General features: G+C 56.8%; 19 protein-coding genes. 3 read left to right on the top strand and 16 right to left on the bottom strand.

Annotated elements, in window-relative coordinates:
• Window positions 1-127: 127 nt before the first annotated feature.
• Window positions 128-1,000 (bottom strand): dienelactone hydrolase family protein, encoded by an 873-nt coding sequence (locus tag ACXADJ_RS00185; RefSeq protein ID WP_475061771.1) that lies wholly within the window; start codon window positions 998-1,000, stop codon window positions 128-130.
• A 251-nt stretch (window positions 1,001-1,251) separates the two neighbouring features.
• Here ACXADJ_RS00185 and ACXADJ_RS00190 point away from each other — a divergent pair, with 251 nt between their 5' ends.
• Window positions 1,252-1,755 (top strand): REP-associated tyrosine transposase, encoded by a 504-nt coding sequence (locus ACXADJ_RS00190; protein WP_475061773.1) that lies wholly within the window; start codon window positions 1,252-1,254, stop codon window positions 1,753-1,755.
• Window positions 1,756-2,044: 289 nt separating this feature from the next.
• On the opposite strand, the gene metG is transcribed toward ACXADJ_RS00190, so the two are convergent.
• Both metG and ACXADJ_RS00200 read right to left on the bottom strand, forming a co-directional pair.
• Window positions 2,045-4,159: a methionine--tRNA ligase gene (gene metG / locus ACXADJ_RS00195; RefSeq protein WP_475061775.1), complete on the bottom strand. Its 2,115-nt coding sequence runs from the start codon at window positions 4,157-4,159 to the stop codon at window positions 2,045-2,047.
• Between the two features lie 133 nt (window positions 4,160-4,292).
• On the bottom strand, window positions 4,293-5,165 hold the full coding sequence (locus ACXADJ_RS00200; RefSeq protein WP_475061777.1) for a 1,4-dihydroxy-2-naphthoate polyprenyltransferase: 873 nt from the start codon (window positions 5,163-5,165) through the stop codon (window positions 4,293-4,295).
• Between the two features lie 348 nt (window positions 5,166-5,513).
• Between ACXADJ_RS00200 and ACXADJ_RS00205 the strand changes: the two genes are divergently transcribed.
• A complete protein-coding gene (locus tag ACXADJ_RS00205) occupies window positions 5,514-6,392 on the top strand; it encodes a bile acid:sodium symporter family protein (RefSeq protein ID WP_475061780.1) in 879 nt (292 codons plus the stop codon).
• A gap of 26 nt (window positions 6,393-6,418) precedes the next feature.
• Here the strand turns inward: ACXADJ_RS00205 and ACXADJ_RS00210 are convergent, their stop codons facing one another.
• The 7 genes from ACXADJ_RS00210 to ACXADJ_RS00240 form a co-directional block, all read right to left on the bottom strand.
• Window positions 6,419-7,072, bottom strand: coding sequence for a YoaK family protein (locus tag ACXADJ_RS00210; protein WP_475061782.1), 654 nt, complete (start codon window positions 7,070-7,072; stop codon window positions 6,419-6,421).
• A gap of 44 nt (window positions 7,073-7,116) precedes the next feature.
• Window positions 7,117-8,403, bottom strand: a complete 1,287-nt coding sequence (locus ACXADJ_RS00215; protein WP_028293760.1) for an HlyC/CorC family transporter — start codon at window positions 8,401-8,403, stop codon at window positions 7,117-7,119.
• Between the two features lie 183 nt (window positions 8,404-8,586).
• Window positions 8,587-11,790 (bottom strand): efflux RND transporter permease subunit, encoded by a 3,204-nt coding sequence (locus ACXADJ_RS00220; RefSeq protein WP_475061784.1) that lies wholly within the window; start codon window positions 11,788-11,790, stop codon window positions 8,587-8,589.
• A gap of 10 nt (window positions 11,791-11,800) precedes the next feature.
• A complete protein-coding gene (locus ACXADJ_RS00225) occupies window positions 11,801-13,051 on the bottom strand; it encodes an efflux RND transporter periplasmic adaptor subunit (RefSeq protein ID WP_475061786.1) in 1,251 nt (416 codons plus the stop codon).
• Entirely contained in the window at window positions 13,048-14,541 is a 1,494-nt protein-coding gene (locus ACXADJ_RS00230) for a TolC family protein (RefSeq protein ID WP_475061788.1), read from the bottom strand. The genes ACXADJ_RS00225 and ACXADJ_RS00230 overlap by 4 nt, the downstream gene beginning before the upstream one ends.
• 72 nt (window positions 14,542-14,613) lie before the next feature.
• Complete coding sequence (locus ACXADJ_RS00235; protein ID WP_475061790.1) at window positions 14,614-15,003, bottom strand: hypothetical protein; 390 nt, start codon at window positions 15,001-15,003, stop codon at window positions 14,614-14,616.
• 194 nt (window positions 15,004-15,197) lie between these two features.
• Complete coding sequence (locus tag ACXADJ_RS00240; RefSeq protein WP_475061792.1) at window positions 15,198-16,217, bottom strand: LacI family DNA-binding transcriptional regulator; 1,020 nt, start codon at window positions 16,215-16,217, stop codon at window positions 15,198-15,200.
• Between the two features lie 583 nt (window positions 16,218-16,800).
• Here ACXADJ_RS00240 and ACXADJ_RS00245 point away from each other — a divergent pair.
• Window positions 16,801-18,069, top strand: a complete 1,269-nt coding sequence (locus tag ACXADJ_RS00245) for a sugar MFS transporter (RefSeq protein WP_475061795.1) — start codon at window positions 16,801-16,803, stop codon at window positions 18,067-18,069.
• Between the two features lie 85 nt (window positions 18,070-18,154).
• Here ACXADJ_RS00245 and ACXADJ_RS00250 read toward each other — a convergent pair whose 3' ends face one another.
• The 6 genes from ACXADJ_RS00250 to ACXADJ_RS00275 all read right to left on the bottom strand — a co-directional run bounded on the left by ACXADJ_RS00250 (window position 18,155) and on the right by ACXADJ_RS00275 (window position 26,029).
• Complete coding sequence (locus tag ACXADJ_RS00250; RefSeq protein WP_475061798.1) at window positions 18,155-19,792, bottom strand: alpha/beta hydrolase-fold protein; 1,638 nt, start codon at window positions 19,790-19,792, stop codon at window positions 18,155-18,157.
• Window positions 19,793-19,897: 105 nt separating this feature from the next.
• A complete protein-coding gene (locus ACXADJ_RS00255) occupies window positions 19,898-22,225 on the bottom strand; it encodes a TonB-dependent receptor (RefSeq protein ID WP_475061800.1) in 2,328 nt (775 codons plus the stop codon).
• 75 nt (window positions 22,226-22,300) lie between these two features.
• Window positions 22,301-23,278 (bottom strand): FecR domain-containing protein, encoded by a 978-nt coding sequence (locus tag ACXADJ_RS00260; protein WP_475061802.1) that lies wholly within the window; start codon window positions 23,276-23,278, stop codon window positions 22,301-22,303.
• Window positions 23,275-23,805, bottom strand: a complete 531-nt coding sequence (locus ACXADJ_RS00265; protein WP_475061804.1) for a sigma-70 family RNA polymerase sigma factor — start codon at window positions 23,803-23,805, stop codon at window positions 23,275-23,277. Before ACXADJ_RS00265 ends, ACXADJ_RS00260 begins: the two co-directional genes overlap by 4 nt.
• Before the next feature lie 208 nt (window positions 23,806-24,013).
• A complete protein-coding gene (locus ACXADJ_RS00270; RefSeq protein ID WP_475061806.1) occupies window positions 24,014-24,391 on the bottom strand; it encodes a DUF4870 family protein in 378 nt (125 codons plus the stop codon).
• A gap of 351 nt (window positions 24,392-24,742) precedes the next feature.
• On the bottom strand, window positions 24,743-26,029 hold the full coding sequence (locus ACXADJ_RS00275) for a PepSY-associated TM helix domain-containing protein (protein WP_475061808.1): 1,287 nt from the start codon (window positions 26,027-26,029) through the stop codon (window positions 24,743-24,745).
• Window positions 26,030-26,060: the final 31 nt, after the last annotated feature.

A 26,060-nucleotide genomic window follows, 5' to 3' on the forward strand; every position in this document is an offset into this window, starting at 1 on the left:
CTTGAAACCAAACACCCGGATAGCCAGATGTTTGATCCGTTGCTTTACCAGCCGCCTGCTTTACCAGCCGCCTGCTTTACCAGCCGCCTGCTTTATCAGCCGCCTGCTTTATCAGCCGCCGATGGCCTCAAGCCAGCTTTTCCTTGAAAAAGCCCACTGTACGCTGCCAGGCAATCTTCGCCTGCTCCTTGTCGTAACGGGGCGTGGAATAATTGTGGAAGCCGTGACGGGTGCCGGGATACATATGCATCACGAACTCCGCCTTGGCCTTGGTTAGCGCGGCCTCGTAGTCCGGCTTCATGGCATTAATGCGTGGGTCTTCCTCGGCGTATTGCACCATCAAGGGAGCCTTGATGGCCACGACGTCACTCAACGATGGCGCACGGCCATAAAACGGCACGCCTGCGTTCAGGCCGGTTCCCATATCCACTGCCAACTGGTTCACCACACCACCGCCATAGCAAAAGCCCGTGGCGCCGAGCTTGCCGGTAGACAGCTCATGCTGCTTGATGAATTTGGCACTGTTCAGCATATCGGTGTACAGCCTGGCTGGGTCCAAATTGGCCTGCATCACCTTGCCTTCGTCATCATTGCCGGGATAGCCGCCGACCGGAAACAAACCATCCGGCGCCAGAGCAATAAAACCTTCCACCGCAGCCCGACGAGCAACATCCTTGATGTACGGGTTTAAACCACGGTTTTCATGCACCACCAACACCGCCGGAAATGGCCCCTTACCCTCTGGCTTCACCAGATAACCACGCATCTTGCCGGACGTACCACCGGGAGAATCGTACTCAACGTAACTGGCTTTGATACGATCATCGGTGAACAACACCTCCTCGGCATTGGCGTAATTTGGCAGCAGCGCCTGCGCCATCGCCACACCACCTGCTGTTACCACCGCAGCCTTGGCCAGAAAATCCCGGCGGCTCATACCGCTGTGGCAATACTCGTCGTACAACTCATAAATCTTCGGATCGATATGATCGCGTTCCATGGCACATCCTCGGACAGTAGTTTGCTGGTTGTTATTGGTTAACGAACTCTGGACACGGCTATCGATAGTAGGTTCAGGCCGGAAACACAGCGATTGTTTTTTGTGCAGCGGGTGATAGGGCGAGGTTATGACTGGGCAGGACAGTGTCTGAATCGATGCAGGATGTCTCAGAAGATCCGGGCTGGATTAATAGTGCATTAGATAAATAGTGCGTTAATAGAAGCGATGCGTGCTTTGAGAAGGGAATCTCAATGGTCAACTATCAGCGCCACTGGCAACCGGGCGGTTACTGGTTCTTCACCCACGTACTCCGTAACCGTCATGGCAATGACCTGTTGGTTCGCCACATCGATGAGCTGAGGGAAGCGGTTCGAGCAGTGCAGCAGAAGCACCGGTTTCAGATCCGTGGTTGGGCTGTTTTGCCTGATCACTTTCACTGTCTGATTAGCCTGCCCGAAGGCGATAGCGACTACGCCTTGCGCTGGAGGCTGATCAAAAGTCGGTTTTCCAAAGCCATTCCTAAAGCCGAAGCCGTTGATGAAGTACGTTTACGTCGTGGTGAACGTGGAATCTGGCAACACAGGTATTGGGAACACGCCATTCGAGATGAACAGGATTTCAATAATCATATGGATTACATCCATATCAACCCGTTAAAACACGGCTTGGTACAGCGAGTACAGGATTGGCCGTATTCAACATTTCACCGGTGTGTTGAACGTGGAATATACCCAGTGATTGGGCGAATGCCGTGAATGCGGATTTATTGCCGTATCGGGATTGATAGGTCGGGGTAGGATGTATTAGCCGAAGGCGTAATACATTGAGCGGTTTTGATGTAATACGCATTCCGTTATTACATCCTACGGTCATGGTGTATCGTGTATTAAACGTAGGGTGTATTAGCCTGAGGCGCAATACATTGAGAGGTTTTGATGTAATACGCGTTCCGCTATTACATCCTACGGTTAGGGTGCATCGTGTATTAAACGTAGGGTGTATTGGCCTGAGGCGCAATACACCACAACGTTCAAATAAAACGACTTACATCACCCGCATTCCCGGCTGTGCACCGTCGTTTGGTTCCAGCAGGTAGATTTCGGAGCCACCAGGGCCTGCGGCCAGTACCATGCCTTCGGAGAGGCCAAACTTCATTTTACGTGGTGCCAGGTTGGCAACCATGATGGTCAGTTTGCCTTCCAGGTCTTCTGGCTGGTAGGCGGCTTTGATGCCGGAGAAGACGTTACGGGTTTCGCCGTTGCCGATGTCGAGGGTCAGTTGCAGCAGTTTGTCGGCGCCTTCTACGTGGTCGGCCTTGACGATGCGGGCAACGCGCAGGTCGACTTTGGCGAAGTCAGGGAATTCGATGGTGTCGGCGATCACTTCATTGCCGTCTTCACGCAGTTCGGGACCTTTCGACTTCTTCTTTTTCTCTTCTTTTTTGCTCTGCTTTGAATCCGCAGCGGCAACAGCAGGCTTCTCGCCGTTTTCGATCGCCAGCTCAGCCTTGGTTTCTTCCAGAATGGCGGTCACCTTGTCCATTTCGGCGCGGGCCAGCATTGGCTTGAACTTGTTGATTTCGTGGCCCAGCAGGATGTTGCTGCGGGAATCCCAGTTCATGTCGTCGAGGTTCAGGAAGTCAGCGGTTTTTTCGGCGATTTCCGGCAGTACCGGTGCCAGGTAGGTGATCAGCTGGCGGAACAGGTTGATGGCAACAGAGCAAACGTCGATCACTTCCTGCTGGCGGCCTTCTTCCTTGTTCATGGCCCAAGGGGCTTTTTCCTGAATGTATTCGTTGGCGCGGTCGGCCAGCGCCATGATGTCTTTCATGGCTTTGCCGAATTCGCGGGCTTCGTAGTGCGCGGCGATCTGGTCACCGGCATTGATGAAGTCCTGCACCATAGCTTCTTCAACGCAGTTGTCGCTCAGCTTGCCGCCAGCCTTGAAGACGAAGTTAGCGGTACGGCTGGCGATGTTCACCAGTTTGTTCACCAAATCAGTATTGGCGCGCTGAACGAAGTCTTCGAGGTTCAAATCAAAGTCGTCCACGCTGGAGCCCAGCTTGGCGGCGAAGTAGTAACGCAGGTAAGTCGGGTTCAGGTGGTTCAGGTAGGTGCGGGCTTTGATGAAAGTACCGCGGGACTTGGACATCTTGGCGCCGTTCACGGTCACAAAGCCGTGAGCGTTTACTGCGGTTGGGGTGCGGAACTCGGAGGCGCTCAGCATCGCAGGCCAGAACAGCGCGTGGAAGTTAACGATGTCCTTACCGATGAAGTGGTACAGCTCGGCGTCGGAGCCCACTTTCCAATAGTCGTCGAAGTTCAGACCTGCGGCCTGACCCTTGTCGGAGTCACACAGGTTCTTGAAGGAAGCCATGTAACCGATTGGTGCATCCAGCCATACGTAGAAGTATTTGCCTGGGGCACCCGGGATTTCAAAACCAAAGTACGGCGCGTCACGGGAGATATCCCATTCCTGCAGGCCAGCGTCCAGCCATTCGGACAGCTTGTTGGCAATTTCAGTCTGCAGGGTGCCAGAGCGGGTCCAGTCTTTCAGGAAGGCGTCGAAATCCTGCAGTTTGAAGAAGTAGTGCTCGGACTCTTTTTCAATTGGGGTGGCGCCGGAAATAGTGGAGTAGGGGTTTTTCAGCTCGGCCGGGGTATAGGTGGCACCACAGGCTTCACAGTTGTCGCCGTACTGGTCCGGTGCTGAACATTTCGGGCAGTCGCCCTTGATGTATCGGTCGGCCAGGAAGATTTCCTTTTCCGGGTCAAACGCCTGTTTGATGGAGCGCACGGCAATGTGGCCCTTGTCGCGCAGGCGGGTGTAGATCAGCGACGACAGCTCGCGGTTTTCTTCACAGTGGGTGCTGTGGAAGTTGTCAAAACCAATCTGGAAGGCAGCGAAGTCGGCTTCGTGCTCGGCTTTTACCGCAGCGATCTGCTCTTCCGGAGAGCGGCCTTCTTTTTCAGCGCGCAGCATGATGGCGGTGCCGTGAGCGTCATCGGCGCAAACGTAGGTGCACATGTGGCCGCGAGATTTCTGGAAACGTACCCAGATGTCGGTCTGAATGTATTCCAGCAGGTGGCCCAGGTGGATGGAGCCGTTGGCGTATGGGAGCGCGCTGGTGACCAGGATCTTGCGTTGGCTGTTTGTCATGTTGCTACCGATTCGTTGCGATTCAATATCGTGGAAAAATCAAAGGGCGGTATTGTAGCGGGTTCGGCTGCGGCCTTCATCCAGTGGGACGGCATCAAGGGCTTTGAAAAGCGTGAAAATGACGAAATAAAAGTCAGTTCCAGGGAATCAGTAACAGCGAGGTGACCACGCAGTACATCAGCCCGGTTTGGGCGGTGCGCCCGAGCATGGGGTTGAGTGCTCGCCCACGGGTATGGCCGATGTCTTTTGACAAGCCGGTGATGGCTTTGGTCAGTAGCAGTGGCGGCAAAATGGCCAGCAGCAAATTGGGCAGGCTGACCAGCACATGAATCAGCAGTGCCAATATCAAACTGGCCTGATACAGCCGCACGGTGCGGTCTGCACCCAGCCGAACCGCGAGTGTGTGTTTGCCCGTATGTTGGTCGGTGGGGATGTCCCTGAGGTTATTCACCAGCAGAATCGCCACGCTGAACAGCCCAGCGCTGCTGCCATACAGAAACGAAGTGGGTGTTAACTCACCGGTTTGCAGCCAATAGCTGCCCATCACCGCGACCCAGCCGAAAAACACCAGCACTGCTACTTCGCCAAGGCCGGCGGAGGCCAATGGTAAAGGCCCTGCGCTGTAGGCAAATACGGCAGCGATGCAGGCGAGCCCGAACCACAACAATGCCCAGTCGGTCATGGCGGCCAGCATCAGTCCAGCGGCCATGGCTGCCAGGGTAAACAGCGCCAATGCGGCCGACATAGCAGAGGCTGAAATAAACCCGGAGCTGACCATGCGAGCGGGCCCCAGTCGTTCGGCGGTATCGATCCCCGCCAGACCATCGAACAGGTCGTTGGCCAGATTGACGGCAATTTGCAGTAGCACGGCGCAGGCCATGGCAAGCAGAAACAGGTGCCATTGAATGCTTGAGGTTTGCGAGGCCAGTGCGGTGCCCAGCAATACGGGGCCAACCGATGCAGGAATGGTTCTGGGGCGAATCGCCAACAGCCAGTAATTCACCATGTTGTCCTTGCTCCCTGTGCGGATTGTCCGCTTGGAGCATGGCCGATTTGTATGACGTTTTCCATGACGTGTGCTGCATGGCTTGCCATTCATTGGTTTGGGTTGATGTTGTATGGGTCGGCTCGGCTCGGCTTTAGTCGGGCGGACAAATAGGATTTTTTGGTCGATAATAGAGCCTTAATGGCGGTATGAGTAACTCGGTGTCCGCTCTGGATAACAGGGCGTTGATGAATCGTCGCGGACGTGCAGCACAGATGCTGCCCTTCAGGTGTTGTATTGTCAGCCGATAACGTCGGGTTTGTTGTTGGTTCAGGAGGGTTCCTGAGCCGTTGGTTGAGGAGATTAGCGATGCAGGAAGCGTTGTCTCAGGTAGTACTGCCGATTGTGCTGGCATTTATTATGTTTGCCATGGGTCTTGGATTGCGGCTGGTGCATTTCCGGGAAATCCTGCGCTCGCCGCAGGCCATGTTGCTGGGCTTTGGTGCCCAGATGGTGTTTTTACCCAGTCTGGCGCTGATTCTGATTATTGCCCTGGGGCTGGATGGCCCTGTGGCGGCGGGGCTGTTTTTACTGTCGTTGTGCCCGGGCGGTGCGACTTCGAACCTGTTCAGCTATCTGGCGGGCGGCAACGTTGCACTCAGCATTGCGCTGACGGCGGTCACCAGTTTGTTAGTGCCGTTCACGCTGCCACTGATGTTTGTCAGCTATCTGAATGCATCTGGCGATACGCTGGCGGCGTTTGATTTTCCGTTGGCGTTAACCATCAAGCAGTTGCTGGTGGTCACGGCGGTGCCGGTGGTGGTGGGGATGGCGATTCGTCACTGGGCGACGTCGTTGGCGAACCGGATTGAGCAACCCTGCAAGCGCTTGTCAACCATCGTTATGATGTTGCTGGTGCTTGCTTTGATGGGAACGCATTTGCCGATCATGGCCGATTTGTTTTCGATCAAGGGACTGGCGGTGATGTTGCTATCGGTGTTCGCATTTGTCAGTGGCCTGACCATGGCACGCCAGTTTGGTTGCTCGTCGGCGGACAGCCGAACCATTGCCGTTGAAGTGGGTATTCAGAACGCGGGCACGGCGATTCTGGTGGCGATGGCGTTTCTGCAACGCCCGGAACTGGCGATGATTCCGCTGATGTACGGCATTCTGATGAATATTCCGGGCTTTGCGTTTATTGCCTTGCTGCGTTACCGCGATGGCCGTTCCTTGCTGGGGCCTTCCTGATTTACTCCCGACTCCCGACTCCCGACTCAAGCCTTTTTAAGAGAAAAGCGATACACCAGTGCAGCCAATAAACAGAGGCTGGCCGGAACCAACAAGGCATAGAATTGCCAGTGATCAAACAGCCGGGTGGCCAGAATACCGCCGCTGATAAAGCCTGCCAGAATCAGTACAAACAACCGTGTCTTACGCTTGTCCAGTTGGCCGCTGCGGAACCAGTGGCCCAGCATAATGCCCAGGTCGGTGACGATGCCGGTTACATGGGTCGTGCGGACGATGGCACCGCTGAAAGTGGTGGCCAGAGCATTTTGCAAACCACAGGCCATCGATGCGCTGAAATGCCCCCAGCCCGATTGCTGCTGCAACAGCCAGATCGACAGCAGCAGTAACCCGCCTTCCAGCAGTAGCAACAATTCATAGGGTTTACCGGGCTGCAAGGCGCTGCTGCCCAGTACCGCACCGGAAATCACTGCGCCGACCAGAAAGCTCAGCAGCACGCCCAGTAAATGCCAACCGTGTGGTTGTGCCTCACTGATGCTGCTGGCCAACTGGCTGGCGGTGCCGGATAAGTGGGATATGGATTGATGGTCGAAGCCCAGCAGCCCTACCACGTTGATGTAGCCGGCAATGAAAGCCAACAAAAAAGCCCCGCATTCTGCCCATCGTGGTAAACGGGTGATCATACGGGGCCTCCGGAGTGTGCTGGTGACTCAGTCAGATGACAGGATCAGTCCTGCTGTTTGCGCTTGGAATCCAGTGTTACGCGCACGGCTTTCACCATGTTGTCGCGGATTTCCAGAATCTCGAAACGGTACTTGTCGATGCGCAAGCACACCGGCGCTTCGGGAATGTGTTCGATGCTTTCTACAATCAAACCACTGATGGTTTTAGGGCCATCGGTTGGCAATTCCCAGCTCATAGACTTGTTCACATCACGAATGTAGGCGGTGCCGTCGACAATGTAGCTGCCGTCTTCCTGCGGGTGAACATCCGGCGTCGTGGCGGCGACTACGTCGGTGGTAAATTCGCCGACGATTTCCTCGAGAATGTCTTCCAGCGTACAAACACCTTGAACATCCCCGTATTCATCCACCACCAGCGCAATACGACGCTGGTTTTTCTGGAAGTTGAACAGCTGGGTGTGCAGCGGCGTGCTTTCCGGAATGAAGTAAGGCTCGCGGGTCGCGTCCTCAATGTCTTTCTTGGAAAAGCTCTCGCGGCTTAATACACGGGCCAGAGAGCGGGCATGCAATACACCAATGATGTTGTTGAGGTTGCCACGGTAAATCGGCACACGAGTGTGCTGGGCAGTACGCAGCTGCTCAATCAGGTCAGGCAGATCGTCATCAAGGTCGATACCGAATACTTCGTTCTTCGGCACCATGATGTCGTTCACAGTCATCTTTTCCAGATCCAGAATGCTCAACAGCATGTGCTGGTGGCGCTTTGGAATCATGGTACCGGCTTCACGTACCACGGTACGCAGCTCTTCGGTGCTGAGGTGGTCTGAATTGGCGTTGTTCACGTCCATTTTGAACAGCTTGAGAATGCCATTGGCAATGGTGTTCACAAACCAGACAAACGGGTGCAAGGCCCACTGCAGACCCAACAGAATACGCGACGCCGGGAAGGCGATTTTTTCCGGTGCAATGGCAGCCAGAGTTTTTGGCGTCAGTTCGGCAAAGATCAACACCACCAGGGTGAACAGAATGGTGTTCACAAACACCGCCAGGTCCGGGTTATCAGGCCACAGGCGCTGGCTGATGATGGTTGCCAGGGCAGCCGCTGCGAAGTTCACCAGGTTGTTGCCGGTAAGAATGGTGCCGATCAGGCGATCTGGCTTGTCGAGCAGCTTGGAAGCTCGTTTGGCGCCCTGATGGTCGTTCTTGGCCAGATGGCGGAGCCGGTAACGGTTCAACGACATCATGCCGGTTTCAGAGCTGGAGAAGAATCCTGAAAAGATGATCAGTACCACGAGTATGCCGAATAGCACACTTAAGGGAACCTCGTTCAAGGCGGTGTCCTTTGACTAAGAAGAAGTCGTCATCATAGGGGGTGCGGCATGACTGTCAACTGTCAGAAAGTGCTGCCACTTCGGTGGTGTGTCTGTGTTCTTCCTGAACAGCGGTTTGTGCCGACAAGTGCCGTAAAAATGGCCGCGGTTAGCGGCCATTTTTACGATGCGGCGGAGTGGTGATCAGGCCGAGCCAGAACCTGACCGTTTGCCGTGCAGCCATTCGTACAGCACCGGCAGCACCAGCAGCGTCAACAGGGTCGATGACACGATGCCGCCAATCACCACGGTGGCCAGTGGCCGCTGGATTTCGGCACCGGTGCCGACGTTCAGAGCCATCGGTACGAAGCCGAGGCTGGCAACCAGTGCGGTCATCAGTACCGGCCGTAGACGAATCAGCGCCCCTTCCACCACCGCATGGCGCAGGTCACCGGTTTGCTGCCACAGCTCGCGGATAAAGGCGATCATCACCAGACCGTTCAATACCGCCACGCCGGACAGGGCAATAAAGCCAACGCCAGCGGTGATCGACAGCGGCATATCGCGCAGCCACAGGGCCAACACGCCACCGGTCAAAGCTAGCGGCACCCCGCTGAAGATAATCAACGAGTCGCGCACCGAGCCAAAGGCGGTGATCAACAAGCCCAGAATCAGCAGCAAGGTAACGGGCACCACAATCGACAGCCGCTGGCTGGCAGATTGCAGCTGTTCAAAGGTGCCGCCGTAGTCGAGCCAGTAGCCGCTCGGCAGTTGCACTTCGCTGGCAATGCGTTGCTGGGCTTCTTCGACAAAACTGCCGAGGTCGCGGCTGCGCACATTCACCGATACCACGATGCGGCGCTTGCCGTTCTCACGGCTGATCTGGGCTGGCGCGGGTTTGATTTCGAGCCGTGCTACTTCGGCCAGTGGAATCCAGCTCTGCTGCGTTTGCGACGTTCGGTTGTCATTGCTGCGGCTATTGGCTGACGTGTGCCATTGCTCGGTCAGCGCCGGGTCCAGTGGCACTGGCAGCTGGCTGAGGGCGTCGAGGTCTCGTCGCAGTGGTTCTGGCAGTCGTACCACCAGCTGGAAGCGGCGGTCGCCCTGGTAGATCAGCCCGGCAGATTCGCCACCGACGGCGGTGGCCACCAGTTGCTGCACTTGTTCCAGCGTCAGGCCGTAACGGGCCAGTGCCGCACGGTCGGGGATGACCGACAACATGGGCAAGCCGGTGACCTGTTCAACGCGGGCATCGGCAGCACCATCAATGGCCTGAACCACCGCCAGAATACGGTTGGCGTTGGCATTGAGGGTGTCGAGGTCGTCGCCGTAGAGTTTGATGCCAAGGTCCGCACGGACACCGGAAATCAGCTCGTTAAAGCGCATTTGAATGGGCTGGGTAAACTCGTAGTTATTGCCCGGAATTTCCTTGGCGGCGGCTTCCATGGCTGCCACCAGTTCGGCTTTCGGCAGCTTGGGGTCAGGCCATTGGTCGCGTGGCTTCAGAATCACAAAATTATCCGCCACGTTGGGTGGCATGGGGTCGGTGGCGACTTCCGGAGTGCCGATTTTGGCGAACACCTTGTCGACCTGCGGGAACAGCTGCAGCCGTTGCTCCAGTTGCTCCTGCATGGCAACCGACTGCTCCAGTCCGGTGCCGGGAATGCGCATGGCGTGCAGGGCAATATCGCCTTCATCCAGCTGTGGGATAAATTCCGATCCCAACGTGGTCAGTAACCACAGCGAGCCAGCCACCAGCAGAGCAGCCACCGATACCACCAGCCAACGGGCGCGCAGCGCCAGTTGCAGTAACGGCCGATAGAGCGACTTGCTGACCTTGATGGCCGGGCTTTCTTTCTCGCTGACCTTGCCGTTCATCAACAAGGCGACGGCCGCGGGCACCAGGGTTAACGAGAACACCATGGCGGCCAGCAAGGCCATGACGACGGTCGCGGCCATTGGGTGGAACATTTTGCCTTCGACGCCGGTAAGCGAAAAAATCGGCAGGTACACCACGGTAATAATGGCAACACCAAACAGGCTGGGGCGAATGACCTCGCTGGTGGCTTCGTACACCAGTTGCAGGCGTTCTTTGAGTGGCAAGCGGTAGCTGCCATCTTTGCCATTTATGTGAGCACTGGCGTGTTGGGCTTCGGCCAGACGGCGGATGCAGTTTTCAACAATGATCACCGCGCCGTCGACGATCAGGCCAAAATCCAGCGCCCCCAGGCTCATCAGGTTGGCGGACACACCAAATTGCACCATGCCGGTGACGGTTGCCAGCATCGAAAGGGGAATAACGGCGGCAGTAATCAGTGCCGCACGAATATTGCCCAGCAGCAGGAACAGCACCACGATGACCAGCAGCGCCCCTTCCAGCAGGTTTTTCTGCACCGTCTGGATGGTTTTTTCCACCAGTGTGGTGCGGTTGTAAACCGCTTCGACCACCACGCCTTCGGGCAGACTGGTTTGAATGCTGGCGAGTTTTTCGGCCAAGGCATTGGCGACGGTTTTCGGGGTTTCCCCCACCAGCATCATGGCGGTGCCCATCACGGTTTCGCGGCCATCGCGGGTGGCCGCACCGGTGCGCAGGGCCTTGCCAATCACCACCTCGGCAACGTCGCTGACTTTCACCGGCACGCCATCGCGCAGACCAATCACCAGCTCGGCGATGTCGTCGATGCCGCTCAGCTGGCCGGGAGAGCGCACCAGTAATTGTTCGCCGTGGCGTTCAATGTAGCCCGCACCCTGATTGCTGTTGTTGCGGCGCAAGGCTTCGCCCAGCTCCGGCAAACTGATGCCAAAGGCCAGCAGCTTGGCCGGGTCCGGGGTGACGTGAAACTGCTTGTCGAAGCCCCCCATGGTGTTGATTTCCACCACGCCCGGCACCTGTGCCAGCTGCGGTTTGATCACCCAGTCCTGTAATTCCCGCAACGCGGTCGGCGTGTACTGCTGTTCATACCCTTCGGCAGCCGCGACGGTATAGGTGAAGATTTCCCCCAGTCCGGTGGATACCGGGCCCATTTCCGGTTGCAGCCCTTCGGGCAGTTCCGACTGGATACTGGCCAGCTGGTTGCTGATCAGATTGCGGGCAAAGTACAGGTCGGTGCCTTCTTCGAAGACAACGGTGACTTGCGACAGCCCATAGCGGGAAATCGAACGGGTGTGGTCGAGGTTTGGCAGGCCATACAGCGCGGTCTCGATCGGGAAGGTAATGCGTTGCTCGGCTTCCAACGGTGAATAGCCGGGGGCTTCGGTATTGATTTGCACCTGCACATTGGTGATGTCGGGGACGGCGTCAATCGGCAGCTTCTGGTAGCTCCAGATGCCGGCTCCGATCACCAGCAGCATCAGGCTAAGCACCAGCCAGCGGCGTTGTATTGAAAAATGAAGAATGCTTTCAATCATGGTGATGGCCTCAGTGTTCGTGGGCGGCACCGGCTTTGCCGATGTCTGCCTTGATCAGGAAGCTGTTGTTCACCACGTAGCGCTCACCGGCTTGCAGGCCGTCCAGCACTTCCAGCTGACCATGCAGGCTGCGGCCAATGCGCACCGGGCGGGCCTGGTATTCATCGCCGTTTTGCACAAATACCACGGCGTTGCCTTCGAGGGTTTGCAGGGCTTGTTGGTCGATGACCACGGCGGCTTGTTCGCTGCTCACCAGAATCTCGCTGTTGAGCAATTCGCCGGGCAGTAATTGCTGGCTGGCAAGCAGTTCGCGGTTATTCACAACGATGCGGGCAATGGCCCAAGGGGCACCGTTGCTGTTTGGCAAGATGGACTCGACTTTACCGCTAACTGCGCCATTAGCTTTGCCATTGAACTCTGCCGGGGTTTGGGCTGCTGCGCCAGAGGGGCGTGACAGCGATACGGTTTGTCCGGGCATTACCTGTCCACGTTGGGCCGGAAATACCGGAATTTCCACCCACAGCTGATCGCTGTTCTGGATTTCGAACAAGGGCTGGTCGTTGGCGAATTCGCCACTGCTGGCCAGTCGCTGCTGCACCACGCCGTCGATTGGGCTGGTGATGGAGTAGCGTTGCAGGCTTTGGTTGGCTTCGACGACCGCCAGCACGTCACCGCGTTTGACCTGGTCGCCGGTGGCGACGGCCATGCGGGTAATCAGGCCGGGGAAGCGGGCTACCACATGGGCTTGCTGGTGGTGTGGCATCACAACGCGACCGTAACCGGATACCCGGGTGCCGGTTTCGCCCGGCCCAGCGGTGGCGATGACTATGCCGGAAGCGGCGGCCATATCGGCGTTGATACGGGTGCTGTCGCTGTGTTCTTCAGCGTGTTCATGTTCCTCATGGCCGTCTTCTTCGTGGCCTTCTTCTTCATGACCTGAGTGTTCGTGATCCGCTTCTTCATCATGCTCATCAGCATGATCATCGTGGTCGTGCTCTTCCTGATGACCCTCTTCGTGACCCTCTTCGTGACCCTCTTCGTGACCCTCTTCGTGACCCTCTTCGTGACCCTCTTCGTGACCCTCTTCGTGATCCTCTTCGTGATCGTCGTGGTCATGCTCGCTGGCATGACTGTGGCCATGGTCGTCCGTGGCTTGCAAATTGGTGGCGGCCACAGATGGCATGGCGATCGTCAGGCAGCCAAACAGGGTGGCGCTGGCCAGCCAGCCAAGCTGCAAAGGCAATTTCTGTACAGTATTCATGGTTGGGTTCCCGTGTGTGTTTGGCGAATGGCGGACGAAGGGAGAGCGTTGCTGGATATCTCGAAGGGCGCTGCGGTCAGCTGCTCCAGCCAGCTGCGGGCAATGGCCAGATCCAGCGCATGGGCAATGCGTTGTTGTTGGGCGTCGAACAGGCTTTGTTGCGCTTGCTGCCAGGCGCTGTAGTCGTAGCGACCTTGTTGGTAGCCGGCGCGGATGTCATTCAGTGCCTGTTGCAGACGCGGAATAACGCCTTGCTGGTATTGCTGCCAGCCTAGCTGGGCGCTGAGATAGCCTTGCCACGCCTGATAAAGGGCCTGCTGTTGCTGTTGGGCTGCGGTTTGTTGCTGGCTGTGCAGGGCACCCAACTCAGCTTGCTGTTGCTGCAATTGGCCGATGTTGCGGCTTCGGCTACCCAGCGGAACACTAACCCCGAGGCTGAATGCGACATCCCCTGTCGCGTTAAAGTGCGTGGCCCCCATATTCCAGCCAATGGCGCTGTCGGCGCTGGCGCGGGTTTCATCAATACGGGCCTGTTGCACACGTTGTTGTTGTTGCATCAGCAGTGCGGCGGGTGACTGCTGCCACTGTTGCAGCAGCGTTTGCCATTGGCTGCCGCTAGCAGATGCATTGTTGGATGTTTCGACGGCTACCAGTTGCCCTTGCAGCGGACTGTCGGTGGACTCTGCCAGCGGCTGAATCTGGCTGGCAGGGCGGCTTGGATAAACCAGACTGAACACCTGATAGCGGGCTTGCCACAACTGCCGTTGGGCCAAATCAGCAGCCAGCTTCAAGCGCACGAGTTCGGCCTCGGCCTGCAATACATCGGCCTCGGCAACCGCACCCTGGGAGTGCTTGCGTTGAATCATGGCCAGGCTGTCTGCGGCTTGCTGCTGTTGGCGGGTTGCCAGTTGCAGTTGCTGCTGCTGCGCCAGTGCTTCGGCAAACTGACGGGTCAGCTGGCCCAGTAATGCCAGTTGGCGCTCTTGTTGTTGCAAGGCCCATTGCTGTTGGCGGGCATCCACGGTGGCAATGCGGCGTTGGCGTTGTTGGCCCAGCTCCAGCATTGAGGACAGGCCAATGGCCAGTTCGGTTTCGCTGGTGTCGGTGTATTCGCCGGTACCGGTGAGGTTGTCGGCGGCCAGCTCCAGCGACATGGCAGGTGCCAGTGCAGCCTGTTGGCGGGCGGCCTTATTGGCCTGCTGACGCCACTGGAATACTTCCAGCTCGGGGTTGCCTTGCAGCATCAGCTGACTGGCCTGTTGCAGTGTCAGCGGTGACGTTTGTGGTTTGGCCGCACTGTTCAGGTGGCTGGTCTGGACCTGACTGGTCTCGGCTTGAGCCTGTCTGTTCTGCGGTTGTCTGGTCTGGTTTTGCTCAGACTCTGCATGGCTGTTCAGGCTGGCTGTGGCCGTCAGTACAGACAGCACTGACAACGCCAGGACCTGACCAGCACGCAGGCATGACGGTGCCTGATGAAAATCGGGTTTCATGGGTTTTCCTGTGATTAACGAATATCGCCCCGGCGCAGCGTTGGCTGGCCAATGGGGTGTGAAATCGGGTCGTTAACTCAACAGGCGGGGAGGGCGGAACAAGGTGGTCGGCTGACCGATTGGAGCCTGCTGCAAGCGGGCAAGTGGCGACGAATAGCGGCCATTGGCCAGCAACTCGGGCAGCGAGGTCAGGGAAAATACGTGGGAGCCGTGGCAGTGACAGCAGTTGTCGCAAGCCTCGGCTGAGGCTTCCGGGTGAGCGGCTGAGGCTTCTGGTGTAACGGAAAGGCTTGCATCCGACGGATCGACCGTCAGTGCAGCGGTGACTTGGCTATGGTGATGATCGCCAGCGTTGCTTAGCAGGCTGACCGATTCCATGCTGGCAGCCACGGACTGACCCAGCGTGATGAAGAGCATCAGGCCGACAGTCAGAAGTGTGCGCAAGCGATGGAAGGTATTCATAACCGGTGTGTTGTTCAGCCTTTGATGAGATTGCCTTGGCAGCGCGCCAGTGTGACCAGAATGGGAAATTTTCTCAATAGCTATCTATCGGGTCACGTCGGTGCTTCTGCGCTGTTTTTGCGTACGTGCTGGTATCACAGCGTGTATTTATCTATCAGATAGAGACAACGATAAACCTTGCAGTGGCTATAAGGTCAAGCAGGCTCGCTGATCGCAGCGGTCGACTGTCGCACCACCACGCTGGATTGCAGTTGCAGCTGCTGCACCGGCGGCTGTTTGGTTTTCAGGCTCTGCAACAGAATATCGGCGGCGGCGGCGGCCATTTCGGCTACCGGCTGACGCACCGTGGTCATGGCAGGCCAGCAGTGGGTGGCGAGGTCGTTGTCGTCAAAGCCGGCAACAGAAAGCTGGGCGGGAATGGCAATGCCCATTTCATGGGCGGTGCTGATGGCACCGGTGGCCATTTCGTCGTTGCCCGCAAAAATGGCGGTTGGACGCTGGGCTGCTTGCAGCAGCTGGCGGGCGCATTCGGCACCGGTTTCAAACGAGCTGTAGCCCTGACAAGTGCTCGGGGTCAGGCCGTTTCTGTGCATGGCATCTTCATAGCCCAGCTGACGCTGGCCCACCGCCAGGTGGTCCGGTCGACCGGCAATAAAGGCAATCTGGCGGTGTCCCTGATCGATCAGGTGTTGGGTCATTTCGTCGGCGACCTGACGGTCGTCGGTGTAGACGCAGGAGGCATCTCCATTACAAGTAGCCGGCGAGATGCGAACGAAGGGTTTGCCAAGGGTTTTCAGGGCATCGATCAGTTTGGGGTCGTCGGACAGCGGCGGTGTCAGCATCAGACCGTCGATGCCAGAGGCATTGATAAAACGTTCGATTTCTTCAATCAGGTTGGGCGCCTGATAGTTCAGCGGGTGAATCAGCAGTTCGTAGCCTTCCTGTCGGCAACGTTCGATCACGCCGCACTGCAAATTCACCACGTAGGCAGAGGCAGCCAGAAAGTTATCGTACAACAGGCTGACCAGATACGAGCGTTTGCTGGCCAGACTGCGGGCCGACAGGTTGGGTTTGTAGCCCAGTTCGTCAATGGCCGCCTGCACCTTGTCGCGGGTCTGCTGTTTGACGTTGGGTTCCTGATTGACCACCCGGGATACGGTCTTGATGGATACGCCCGCCAGTTGGGCTACGTTATCAATGGTCGGATTGGCCACAGCAGAGTCTCTTCAGGTGTGTCGGTCGTTATTGTCGTTGGTCTGTCTTTGTTACAGGGGACATCTATTTAATCCGGTGCTCACTCTGGGCTACCGGGTGGTTTCGAATCACGAAGCCTACTTGCAGGCCTGACGGGTCAAGTCAAAAGTCGGCGACACAGAGTCGAGATCATCCGGCAGCCCCCGCAGGGCGCGGGTTGCCGCCGCCCAGTGCGGTGTTGACGAATTTGAAAAGGACTCGTCATTTCGCTGCATCCGTCGCCTTGCACTGAACAACGGCAACACTCGCGCAGAGCCGTGCAGGATTAAATAGATGTCCCCTACAGGCGAAGTATCTCACACTGCAGCAAAGTCATGGAAATCAGTCACTTGCCGTTTGCTGCCCGAGGCTGCGCAAGGGTTTGTTACAAACTCGTTGCGGTTATTGTTTGACAGCGTTGTCATAAATAGACAGTATGCGCGGCAATTTTGCTCGATGCTACATTTCAGGCCAACTCCGGATTGAGTGAGGCGGTGTGGCGAAGGTGAAAGGACAAACCAAACCGAGTTAATAACGATAAAACTGCTGCAAGAGGACCCCGTCATGGGCACAACTCCCGGTATCGGTTCACAGCCAAGCGCGGCTGAAGGCCAAGGCAATTTCCGTTTTGCGCTGGTGGCGCTGACGTCTCTGTTCTTCATGTGGGGCTTTATTACCAGCCTCAATGACATTCTGATTCCACACCTGAAAAACGTCTTCGACCTGACCTTTACCCAGGCCATGTTGGTGCAGTTCTGTTTCTTCGGTGCTTACTTTGTGATGTCGGTTCCTGCCGGCAAACTGGTTCACCAGCTTGGCTACAAAATGGGCGCAGTGGTTGGCCTGGTGGTTGCGGGCGTAGGTGCCTTGCTGTTTATCCCGGCGGCCAGCATGCAGGTGTATGGCTTGTTCCTGGCGGCGTTGTTTGTACTGGCCAGCGGCGTGACCCTGTTGCAGGTATCAGCGAACCCGTACGTAACCGTACTGGGCTCTGCCAAGACCGCTTCCAGCCGTCTGAACCTGACCCAGGCGTTCAACTCCTTGGGTACTACGGTGGCTCCGGCGTTTGGTGCGTTGTTGATTCTGGCGGCTGTGCCAGAAGCGTCCGATGCGGTTTCTGAAGCGGTACACGAAGCCGAAACCGTCAAGGTGCCTTATCTGATCATTGCAGGCGCATTGTTTGTGCTGGCGGCAATTTTCACCATGCTGAAGCTGCCACGTCTGTCTGACGATGCCACCACGGATACTTCCGCAGATATTGCCAAGGGCTCCCGTGATTCTGCCTGGCAGTACCCGCACCTGGTGCTGGGTGCCGTTGCCATCTTTATGTACGTGGGTGGTGAGGTTGCGATTGGTTCCTTCCTGGTGAACTTCCTCGGCGAAAGCCACATTGCCGGTCTGGCCGAGCATGAAGCAGCACACTACGTTGCTTACTACTGGGGCGGTGCCATGGTCGGTCGTTTCATCGGTTCTGCGGTGATGACCAAGGTGAACCCATCCAAGGTTCTGGCCTTCAACGCCACGGCAGCGGTACTGATGATCCTGCTGGCCACCTTCAGCTCTGGCAAGCTGGCGATGTTCGCCATCCTGCTGGTGGGTCTGTGTAACTCGGTGATGTTCCCGACCATTTTCTCGCTGGGCGTTCGTGCACTGGGTGCTCACACTTCCCAGGGTTCCGGCATCCTGTGTATGGCGATTGTGGGTGGTGCTTTGGTGCCGCTGGTACAAGGTGTGGTGGCTGACTCGATTGGTCTGCAAATCTCCTTCATCGTACCGGCCATCTGTTACCTGTACATCGTCTTCTACGGTTTGAAAGGCTCTGAGCTGAAGTAAGTTCTGCTCTTTACAATCCGGATCACAAGACACAAAAAACCGGCCATGCAGTGACTGCACGGCCGGTTTTTTTATGGCTGGTGTTTCATGTCTCTGGGTCAGGGTCTGGATCTGTTGCAAGCAATGCCATCAGTCCGTTGGCGAGGTTGTTGCGCCATTGCAGCGAATCATGGTTGCCCGAAAACTCTTCATACACCACATCGTAGCCTTTGGCCTGCAGTACGGTACGCAAATGGCGATTGGACTCAAGAATGTCGATCGAAGCAAAGCCGGTCTCGAAGCGTCCGGCATTGAGGTAGAAGCGTGATGTACCGGTTGCTGAGTTGGCCATTTGACGCGTCAGCCACTCGGGTTCCTTGCCGTCAGCTGGCCACCAGAAAGACCCGGATTGACTCAGTGCCAGACCAAAGACATCCGGATGTTTCCAGCTGCTGAACACCGCCGCCAAGCCGCCATAACTGGCGCCCGCCAGCAGGGTGTTGTCGGCGTCAAACTCCAATCCGGTGATTTGCCGTAGCCATGGCATCAGTTCAAACGCCAGCATGTCAGCGAAGTGATCGTTGGCTGGCAGCTCGGTATTGCGTGCCTGCCGACTGGGGTTGTTGATAAACACGCACAGAGTGGCAGGAATCTCACCAGCGTCGATCAGGTTCTGGACGATATTGGCCGCCGGAATGGTGGATTGATGGGCTCGGCCGTCGAAGAAAATGGCGATGGCTGTAGGACGTTGTCCCTCGGCAAGGCTGGGCCAGGCAATGCTGACCCTGCGTTCGTTATTCAGCCGCTGGCTGCTAAAGCGGTGGTGTTCGACGTGCGGTTGTGTCAGTGGCGCGTTTAACCAGGGAGACAGCGCGGCGTCCCTGAGCGCCAGCACAGACTCGGTATTGAACACATCGGCGTATTGGCTTGTGGTTCGTTGCATCGGGTTCATGGGGTCTTGTCGGGCGCTGGCCAGTAATACATTTGGCCCTGGCAGGTGCTTTAAACGGGTCGGGGTATCCGGTGCCAGTTGATAAGACAGCAGGGTATCGCTGGGTACATCAAAGCTTTTGAACCAGATAGCGGAGTCGGCCAGTTGGTCGAGAAACTCGTGGGTTCCTGATGGACCACGCATCAGTTTGACGTTGTGCTGGGCACCACGGTACAGAAAGGTGACCCGGTCGGTGTTGCTATCGATGGCTTCTACAATTGGTACGCCGTTGGCCGTCAGTTGTTGCCATGCGTCTTGCTCATCCCGGTGTTGCAGGTAGTGCGAGAGTGCCTGTTTGACCCTCTCGCTGGGGGCTGCATTGCTGGAGATCGTGTCAGCGGCAGGCGGCAACTCGGAAATCACCTTGCCGGCTGGTTGAAAATGCTTGATGGCAACGGGCTGACGAATGCTCAGGGTCGCTTTGCCAGCAACGGGGCTGATGATGTTCAGCTGGAAGCGACCTGTGGCAGGCACCGTGAAGATAAAGTCCGGTGAAGGGTATTCACCGGTCAGCAACCAGCGCAGATGTTCGCCCTTGGAGGTTAATGACAAACGGGTGCCTTCAGGGCCGGTTAATAGTCCGGTTACGATATGGTTTGCGGGAAGCGATAGCTCTTGCATGAGGACCTGTTGCGCTTCTAACGGCTGTTCCGTTTGCAGCAGCCATTCTTGTGCCTGACCCGGCTGAGACAGAAAGATCGCCAGCGTGGTGAGCAGTTGCTGCCAAATGGTATGGCGAAGTCTTTTTTTCATGAAGTGCTCTGATGGTGTGCTCTGATGAGGTGGGAATGAATCCGGCTGAACCAGCCGCAGTGCATCGATTCCTGATGGCACTGTGGCGGGCTGCGTTGTGGTGAATCAGTAGGCCAGATCGACCGTCAGACCGATGGTGCGCGGGCCACCGACGTTGGCCTGGTTGTACTGGGTCTTGCGGTACACCACTTCTTCGTTGGTCAGGTTTTTGATGTAGGGCGACAGGCTCAGTTGCGGAATGACCTGCCACTGGGCATTCACCGCGATGGTGGTGTAGCCATCCAGTTTCAGATCGTCGTCGTTGCTGGCATCGGAGTAATAGCTGCTGACGTAATGGGCGTTGGCTGCAAGGCTCAGGTCATCACCAATCTGCTGCTGGATTCCCAGACTGGCGGTGGCTTTGGGGGCATAGCCGAATTCATTGCCTTCCAGCTCCTCGTAGCCTTCCCCGGCATCGGTGATGTCTGTTTTCAGCAAGCCCACAGAGCCAGATAGCAAGGTGGATTCAGACACTGCCGCCCGGACTTCCAGTTCAAGGCCGGTGCTGGCGGCTTCTTCAAGGTTGGTGAAGCGTGGCATGACGTAGGCCAGATAACCGTCGAAGCGGTTGTGGAATACGGTGGTGTTCAGCTCCAGGCGCTGCTGCCACAGTGACGAACGCAGACTGGCTTCGAAGGTCGTCACGCGCTCTTCATCAAAGGTGTAGAACTCGCTGCTGATCCAGTCGAGGGCGCCACCGCCAGCGTTGTAACCCTTGCGTGCAGTCAGGCTCAGGCTGGTGTGATCGTTGGCGGCATACATCACCCCCAGTTTCGGCAGGTAGATGGTCTTGGCGTGGTCGAGATCGACAATGCCCTGCCAGCTGGTGCCCGGCCAGGCGACGATGTCGCGTACCTGATGCTCGCGCTCGACACGGCCGCCGGCAATGATCGACAAGGTCTCAGTCACGGCAATATTGCCTTCGCCGTACAGCGCCCAGGTATCGATGTCGTCGGTGCCTTCAAAACCACCATCCCAGATACGAATGTCTTCGGAGCGGTCGTAATAGTAGAGGCCTACCATGCCGTTGCTGGCACTGCCCATGGGCTCGTACACCAGACGAGCGTCCAACGTCACGCTGTCTTCATCAAGATCCATGTAGAAGGTGGACGGCGACTGCACAAATTCCGAGTGATAGCTCTGGCTGCCCAGCAGGACTTTGGCGGACCAATCGTCGTTGATGGCGTAGTCGAGGTCGAGACTGATGGAGGTCTCGCTGGAGTCCTGCAAGCGAGTGTTGTTGTCGTCGCCATCAAAGTCGTAGTCGCTGTAGTCTGGGCCGTTGATGTAGTTCAGGTATTCACCTTCGGCTTCGCGGTGACTGATGGTCAGTTTGGCGCTGAGCTGCTCAAGCGACGCGGGTTGCCACAACAGCTTGCCGCGTAGGCTGGTGGACTCTGAATGGCCTGGATCATCGGACCAGTCGCCGGTTTCTTCATCGTCGATGTGGTAGTCGATGTAGCTGTCACCTTGCAGGTGCTCGGCGGCCAGTCGGTAGGCCAATTGGTCTTCGACCAGTGGACCGGATACCACGCCAGCCAACTGATATTTGGCGTCCTGATTCTCATAACCCGCGCGCAGTTTTGCTTCCGGTTGCCAGCTTGGATCGGCGGTGGTCATCACCACGGCGCCGCCCATGGTGTTACGTCCCTGAGTAGTGGATTGTGGGCCACGCAACACCTCGACTTGCTCGCTATCCCAGACATCGGTGCTGATGTAGCGTTGGCCGGTCCAGGTTTCTGCCAGGCCATCAACCACGGTACTGACTCGCGGGCGGCCGCCGGAAATAAACGAGAACACGCCTTGGGCAGCCCCTGCGCCATCGACACCACGGATGCTGGGAACACCGAACGGATGTTCGATGGTGTTAGGCACCTGTTCGATGACTTCGTTGATTTCACGGTAATGCGCTTGCTGCATGGCGTCCCCATCCACCACGGTGACGGCGGTGGCGGTGTCCTGCAGGGAACGTTTAACCTTTTCAGCCGTGACGGTGACCGGTGGCAGGGTGATTATGCCGTGGCTGTCTTCAGCGCTGAGGGTGATCTGTTTCGGGCCGCTGAATTCATACACCAGGCCGCTGCCGTTCAGCAGCTCTTGCAGGGCCACGCGGGTGCTGTAGCTGCCTTGTACGCCAGCGGTTGTTTTGCTGCGGGTAAGGCGGGCATCAACGCTGATAAAGACCCCGGCTTGCTGGGCAAACTGGTTCAATGCCGGTGCCAGTGCTCCCGCTTCGATGTTAAAGCGCGTTTGCTGGCTGGCTTCCGCATGGACGGTTTGGCTGAGCAGCAACGGGCTTGCCAGGGTTGCAAACAGACAGCTTTGCCACAGCAGGTTGCTGGCGAAACAAAGTTGGCGACTTTTGGTGAGGGTTTGGTTCTTCAAGGCAGTCATGTCAGGACCTGTATTTTTGGAATAATCAGTCCCTTAACGGTTGAGTGCAGAAAAGGGGAAAGGCAAAAACAGGATTTATTCGGTTTCGAGCTCGAAGGTGCGCCACCAGGGCAGCGTGGCTTTGAGCCGGATTGGCAATGACAGGCTCAACATCCGGATGACCTGCTCCGGCTGTTGGATCGGGAAAGTACCGACCACCTTGATAGACGCCGCGGCATCGGATACGCCCAAATGGCCACGAACATGAGGCTGAAGCTGCTCCAGCAGTTGCTGCAAGGGCATGTTTTCGGCCACCAGCAAGCCCTCTCGCCAAAGCTCCCGGTTGATGTCGGCGGGCTGCTCGGACATGGCTCCCGAAGGTTGGATAACCAAGCTTCTGCGGGTGTTCACAATGCGGCTTTGACCATTGCTGAGAGTCACCTGCACTCGCCCATCAAACACATTCAGTTGCAAACCGGATGGCTGACTGATGACGGAAAAGCGGGTACCCAAGGCCCGGAACCGGATGCCCTGACTGACAACTTGCAGTGGACGCGGGTCTTTCTTCTGACTGCTGGCAACATACACCTCGCCGCACAGCAGGTGGATTTGTCGCTGCCGAATGCCATAAGCCAGATTGACGGCGGATTCCGCATTTATCCACAGTTGGCTGCCATCGCTGAGCTGATGCTGTAACGGTGTGCCGGAACGAGTACTGAAGTCTGCAACCAGTGTAGCCGGTGACCACGGACTTGGCTGCTGCCAGAGATAACGACCCAGTAGAGCCGTGCCAATTCCGGAGATGGACCAGCTGAGCAAACGCCGACGTTGAGCACCAATACTGCGGCCTGCTTCCAGAATCTGGCGGCTGTTGCCAGCCCCGGCGATCTGACCCAGGCCATGAAAGCGGGCGTTGGTGACCTCGACATAGTGCCAAGCCTTGCGGTGATGACTGTCGGCAGCCAGCCACTCTTGCCATTGACGAGTGTCCTGTTCCGATACGGCTTCATCGGCCAGGGTGACGTACCACTCGGCGGCTTGCTGCAGTACCGGGTAGGGAATGTCTTTTTTCATGCCGGTGCCAGCGCCTGATCCAGCTCGGCTTCGACTTCAATGCAAGCCAGCATGGCTTTGGCCATCCAGTTTTTCACCGTACGTTCAGTGACGTTTTGCTGTTCGGCAATGGCGCGATAACCCAGGCCTTCAAACTTATGGGCAATAAAAGCGTTGGCGATGTGATCGGGCAGTGCCCGCAGGCGGCGGTCCAGATCAAGGAACGACTCGATGATCATGGTTTGGGTTTCGGGAGAAATATCCACGGCTTCCGGCTGTTGCTGGACGCTTTCCAGCCATACCTGCTCAAGTGCCCGACGTCGCCACATATCAATACAAAGGCGGTCTGCCACCACTTTGAGGTACTTGCGTTCGGCTGCCGCTTGCTCAAACGTTGGCTGCTTGCAAAGCACTTTTACAAAGGTGTCCTGTGCCAGATCAGCCGCTTGTTCGTTACAGCCGGTCCGTTCCATCAGCCAACGCTTTAGCCAGCTGTGATGGTCTGCAAAAACATCGGCAATGCTGCGTTCGCGCGTTAACTCGGTCAAAGCCCGTACTCCATGGCTGATGAACAGTCGTGGTTATTTTCAAGAATGATAATTATTTTTATTTTATGGGTGGAACTTTGCCAAGTGCAAGTCGAGCTATGAACAGGGGTAAACAGCGGGATTGAATGGGAAGATTTAACGGTGCTTGTGCTTTTAAGGGAAGGCAGTGGCAAGCCCGCAGAAGCGGGCTGTGGGCAACCGCTGAAGATCAGCAGTTGTAGGGTTTGTTCGAAGTCAGGTTCGCCAGACCTTTGACCAGTCTGAAAATGCTCCAGACAAACGTCCCCAGCAGAATCAGCCAGCCGATGAAAATAAAGGTGGTCACCATGCCAATGATGGTCAGGCCAAGTCCCCACCAGAACACGCTGATGATGTTGGCGTAGTGGTCTTCAAACTGGGTGCCACGGTAATCGCTGATTTTGACGATGGCCCAGATGCCACCAATAAACCAGCAGATACCGGTGAAGTATCCCAGCCCCATCATGATGTAGGCGAACAAAGCGTTGGTTTTGGCACTGTCGTCGCGGGCAGAAAGGGGCTGATAGTTACTGTCAGTGGTGTTGCGGTCGTGATCAAAGTCGGCCATGTCGTCTCCGTTATCTGGCATCCATAGGGTTTGACCCCGTTGAGTTGGAGAATACTCAAAAGCGGTGCCGATGTCTGGCTCGGGAGTCGGGAGTGCGGGATATCGTGCAGGAGCAGGCTTGCCTGCGATGGTGCAGAGGGTGCGGGCAGTGCAGAGGGCGCAGATGGTGGACACGAGTGTCCACCCCGTTTGTTGTGGGAGGTAGCTTGCTACCGATGGTTTATCGAGAGCAAGCTCTCTCCCACACTATTGACCAGACCTCAGACCTCAGACCTCAGACCTCAGACCTCAGACCTCAGACCTCAGACCTCAGACCTCAGACCTCAGACCTCAGACCTCAGACCTCAGACCTCAGGAATAGGCCGCTTCGCTTTGTTGCTTCTCTTGCTGCTTACGCTGGCTGGCAACCCGCGCCTTGCGTTTGCGCCACCAGATGATCACGCCGGTCACCGACAGCATGGCGACCACCAGTCCCATTACGGAAATCAGAATACGCCCCGGTAATCCCAGAATACGGCCCGAGTGCAGCGGGAATTGCGCTTGCACAAAAATATCGGCAACCGAGCCCTGCCATGGAATGCGCTGGCCGACCACTTCGCCGCTGTAGGCGTCGATAAACAGTTCTCTGTGTCCTGCGCCTGCGGTGCCGTGATCATTTTCCGGAAAGTACATCTTCACATCGTAAAAACCATACTCTCGGGCGTAATACACCGCGTTGGCGGGTTCTTGCCAGCCCAGTTCGCGGGCGCGTTCGGTGGCAATATCGATGGCCTGCTGCATCGTCAGGTTCGGCGCTGCTACTTGCGCCAGCGGCGTAAACGGACGCACGTCATAGGGTGTTGGTGTGACATCTGAAACAGCCGTTAGTACCGGCATAAACACTTCGCGTTTGAGGTTCAGCGAGAACGCAGTAAAGGCAATGATCAACAACAAGCCCCAGGTCCACAGACTGACGGCCTGATGCAGGTCGAAATTGAGTTTGTAGCTGCCGCCGTTCCAGCGAATGCCAAAGCGTTTGAACCAGCTGCTGAACCAGCCGCGGGTTTTCTCAGTGGCGTTGTTGCCACGCTGTATCCTGGTTTTTGGGAAAGTCAGCAGCAGGCTGATAAAACAGTCGAGGGTCCAGATCAGCGCAATCCCCCCCAGCAACCAGATGCCCCATTCATCAATGCCACCCATTTCCGGGATATGCAGGCTGTAGTGCAGCTTGTATAGAAAGGAAACAAAGGTTTCGGTACTGATTGGCCATACCGCACCCCATTGGCGGGTGCCGAGTTCTTCGCCGGATACCGGGTCGACAAACACCTGATTAAAGCCCAGTTCATAGCGCTCGCCGGTTTCGGGATTCAGCTTCGGGGCGGCATAAAACGCGAAGGAATGGCCGGGCTCGGCGTTCAGCTCGGTATAAAGAATTTGAGCATGGGGGTGGCGTTGCTCTGCCTGACGAATCAGTTCCATGACTGGCTGCGGCTGCTGCTCGGCAGTGACGGGCGTGGTGGCATCGAGCAAATGGCCATTAAGCCATTCATCCAGCTCGTGATCCCAGGAGATAATAGCTCCGGTCAGGCCGGTGATAAACAAAAACAGGGCCGTGGTCAGGCCAGCCCAGCGGTGCAGTAATACATAAGTGGCGCGCATGGTGGTGTTCCGCTGTCGGTTGTGAATATTG

This window comes from Oceanobacter sp. ABM4_470, assembly GCF_056158645.1.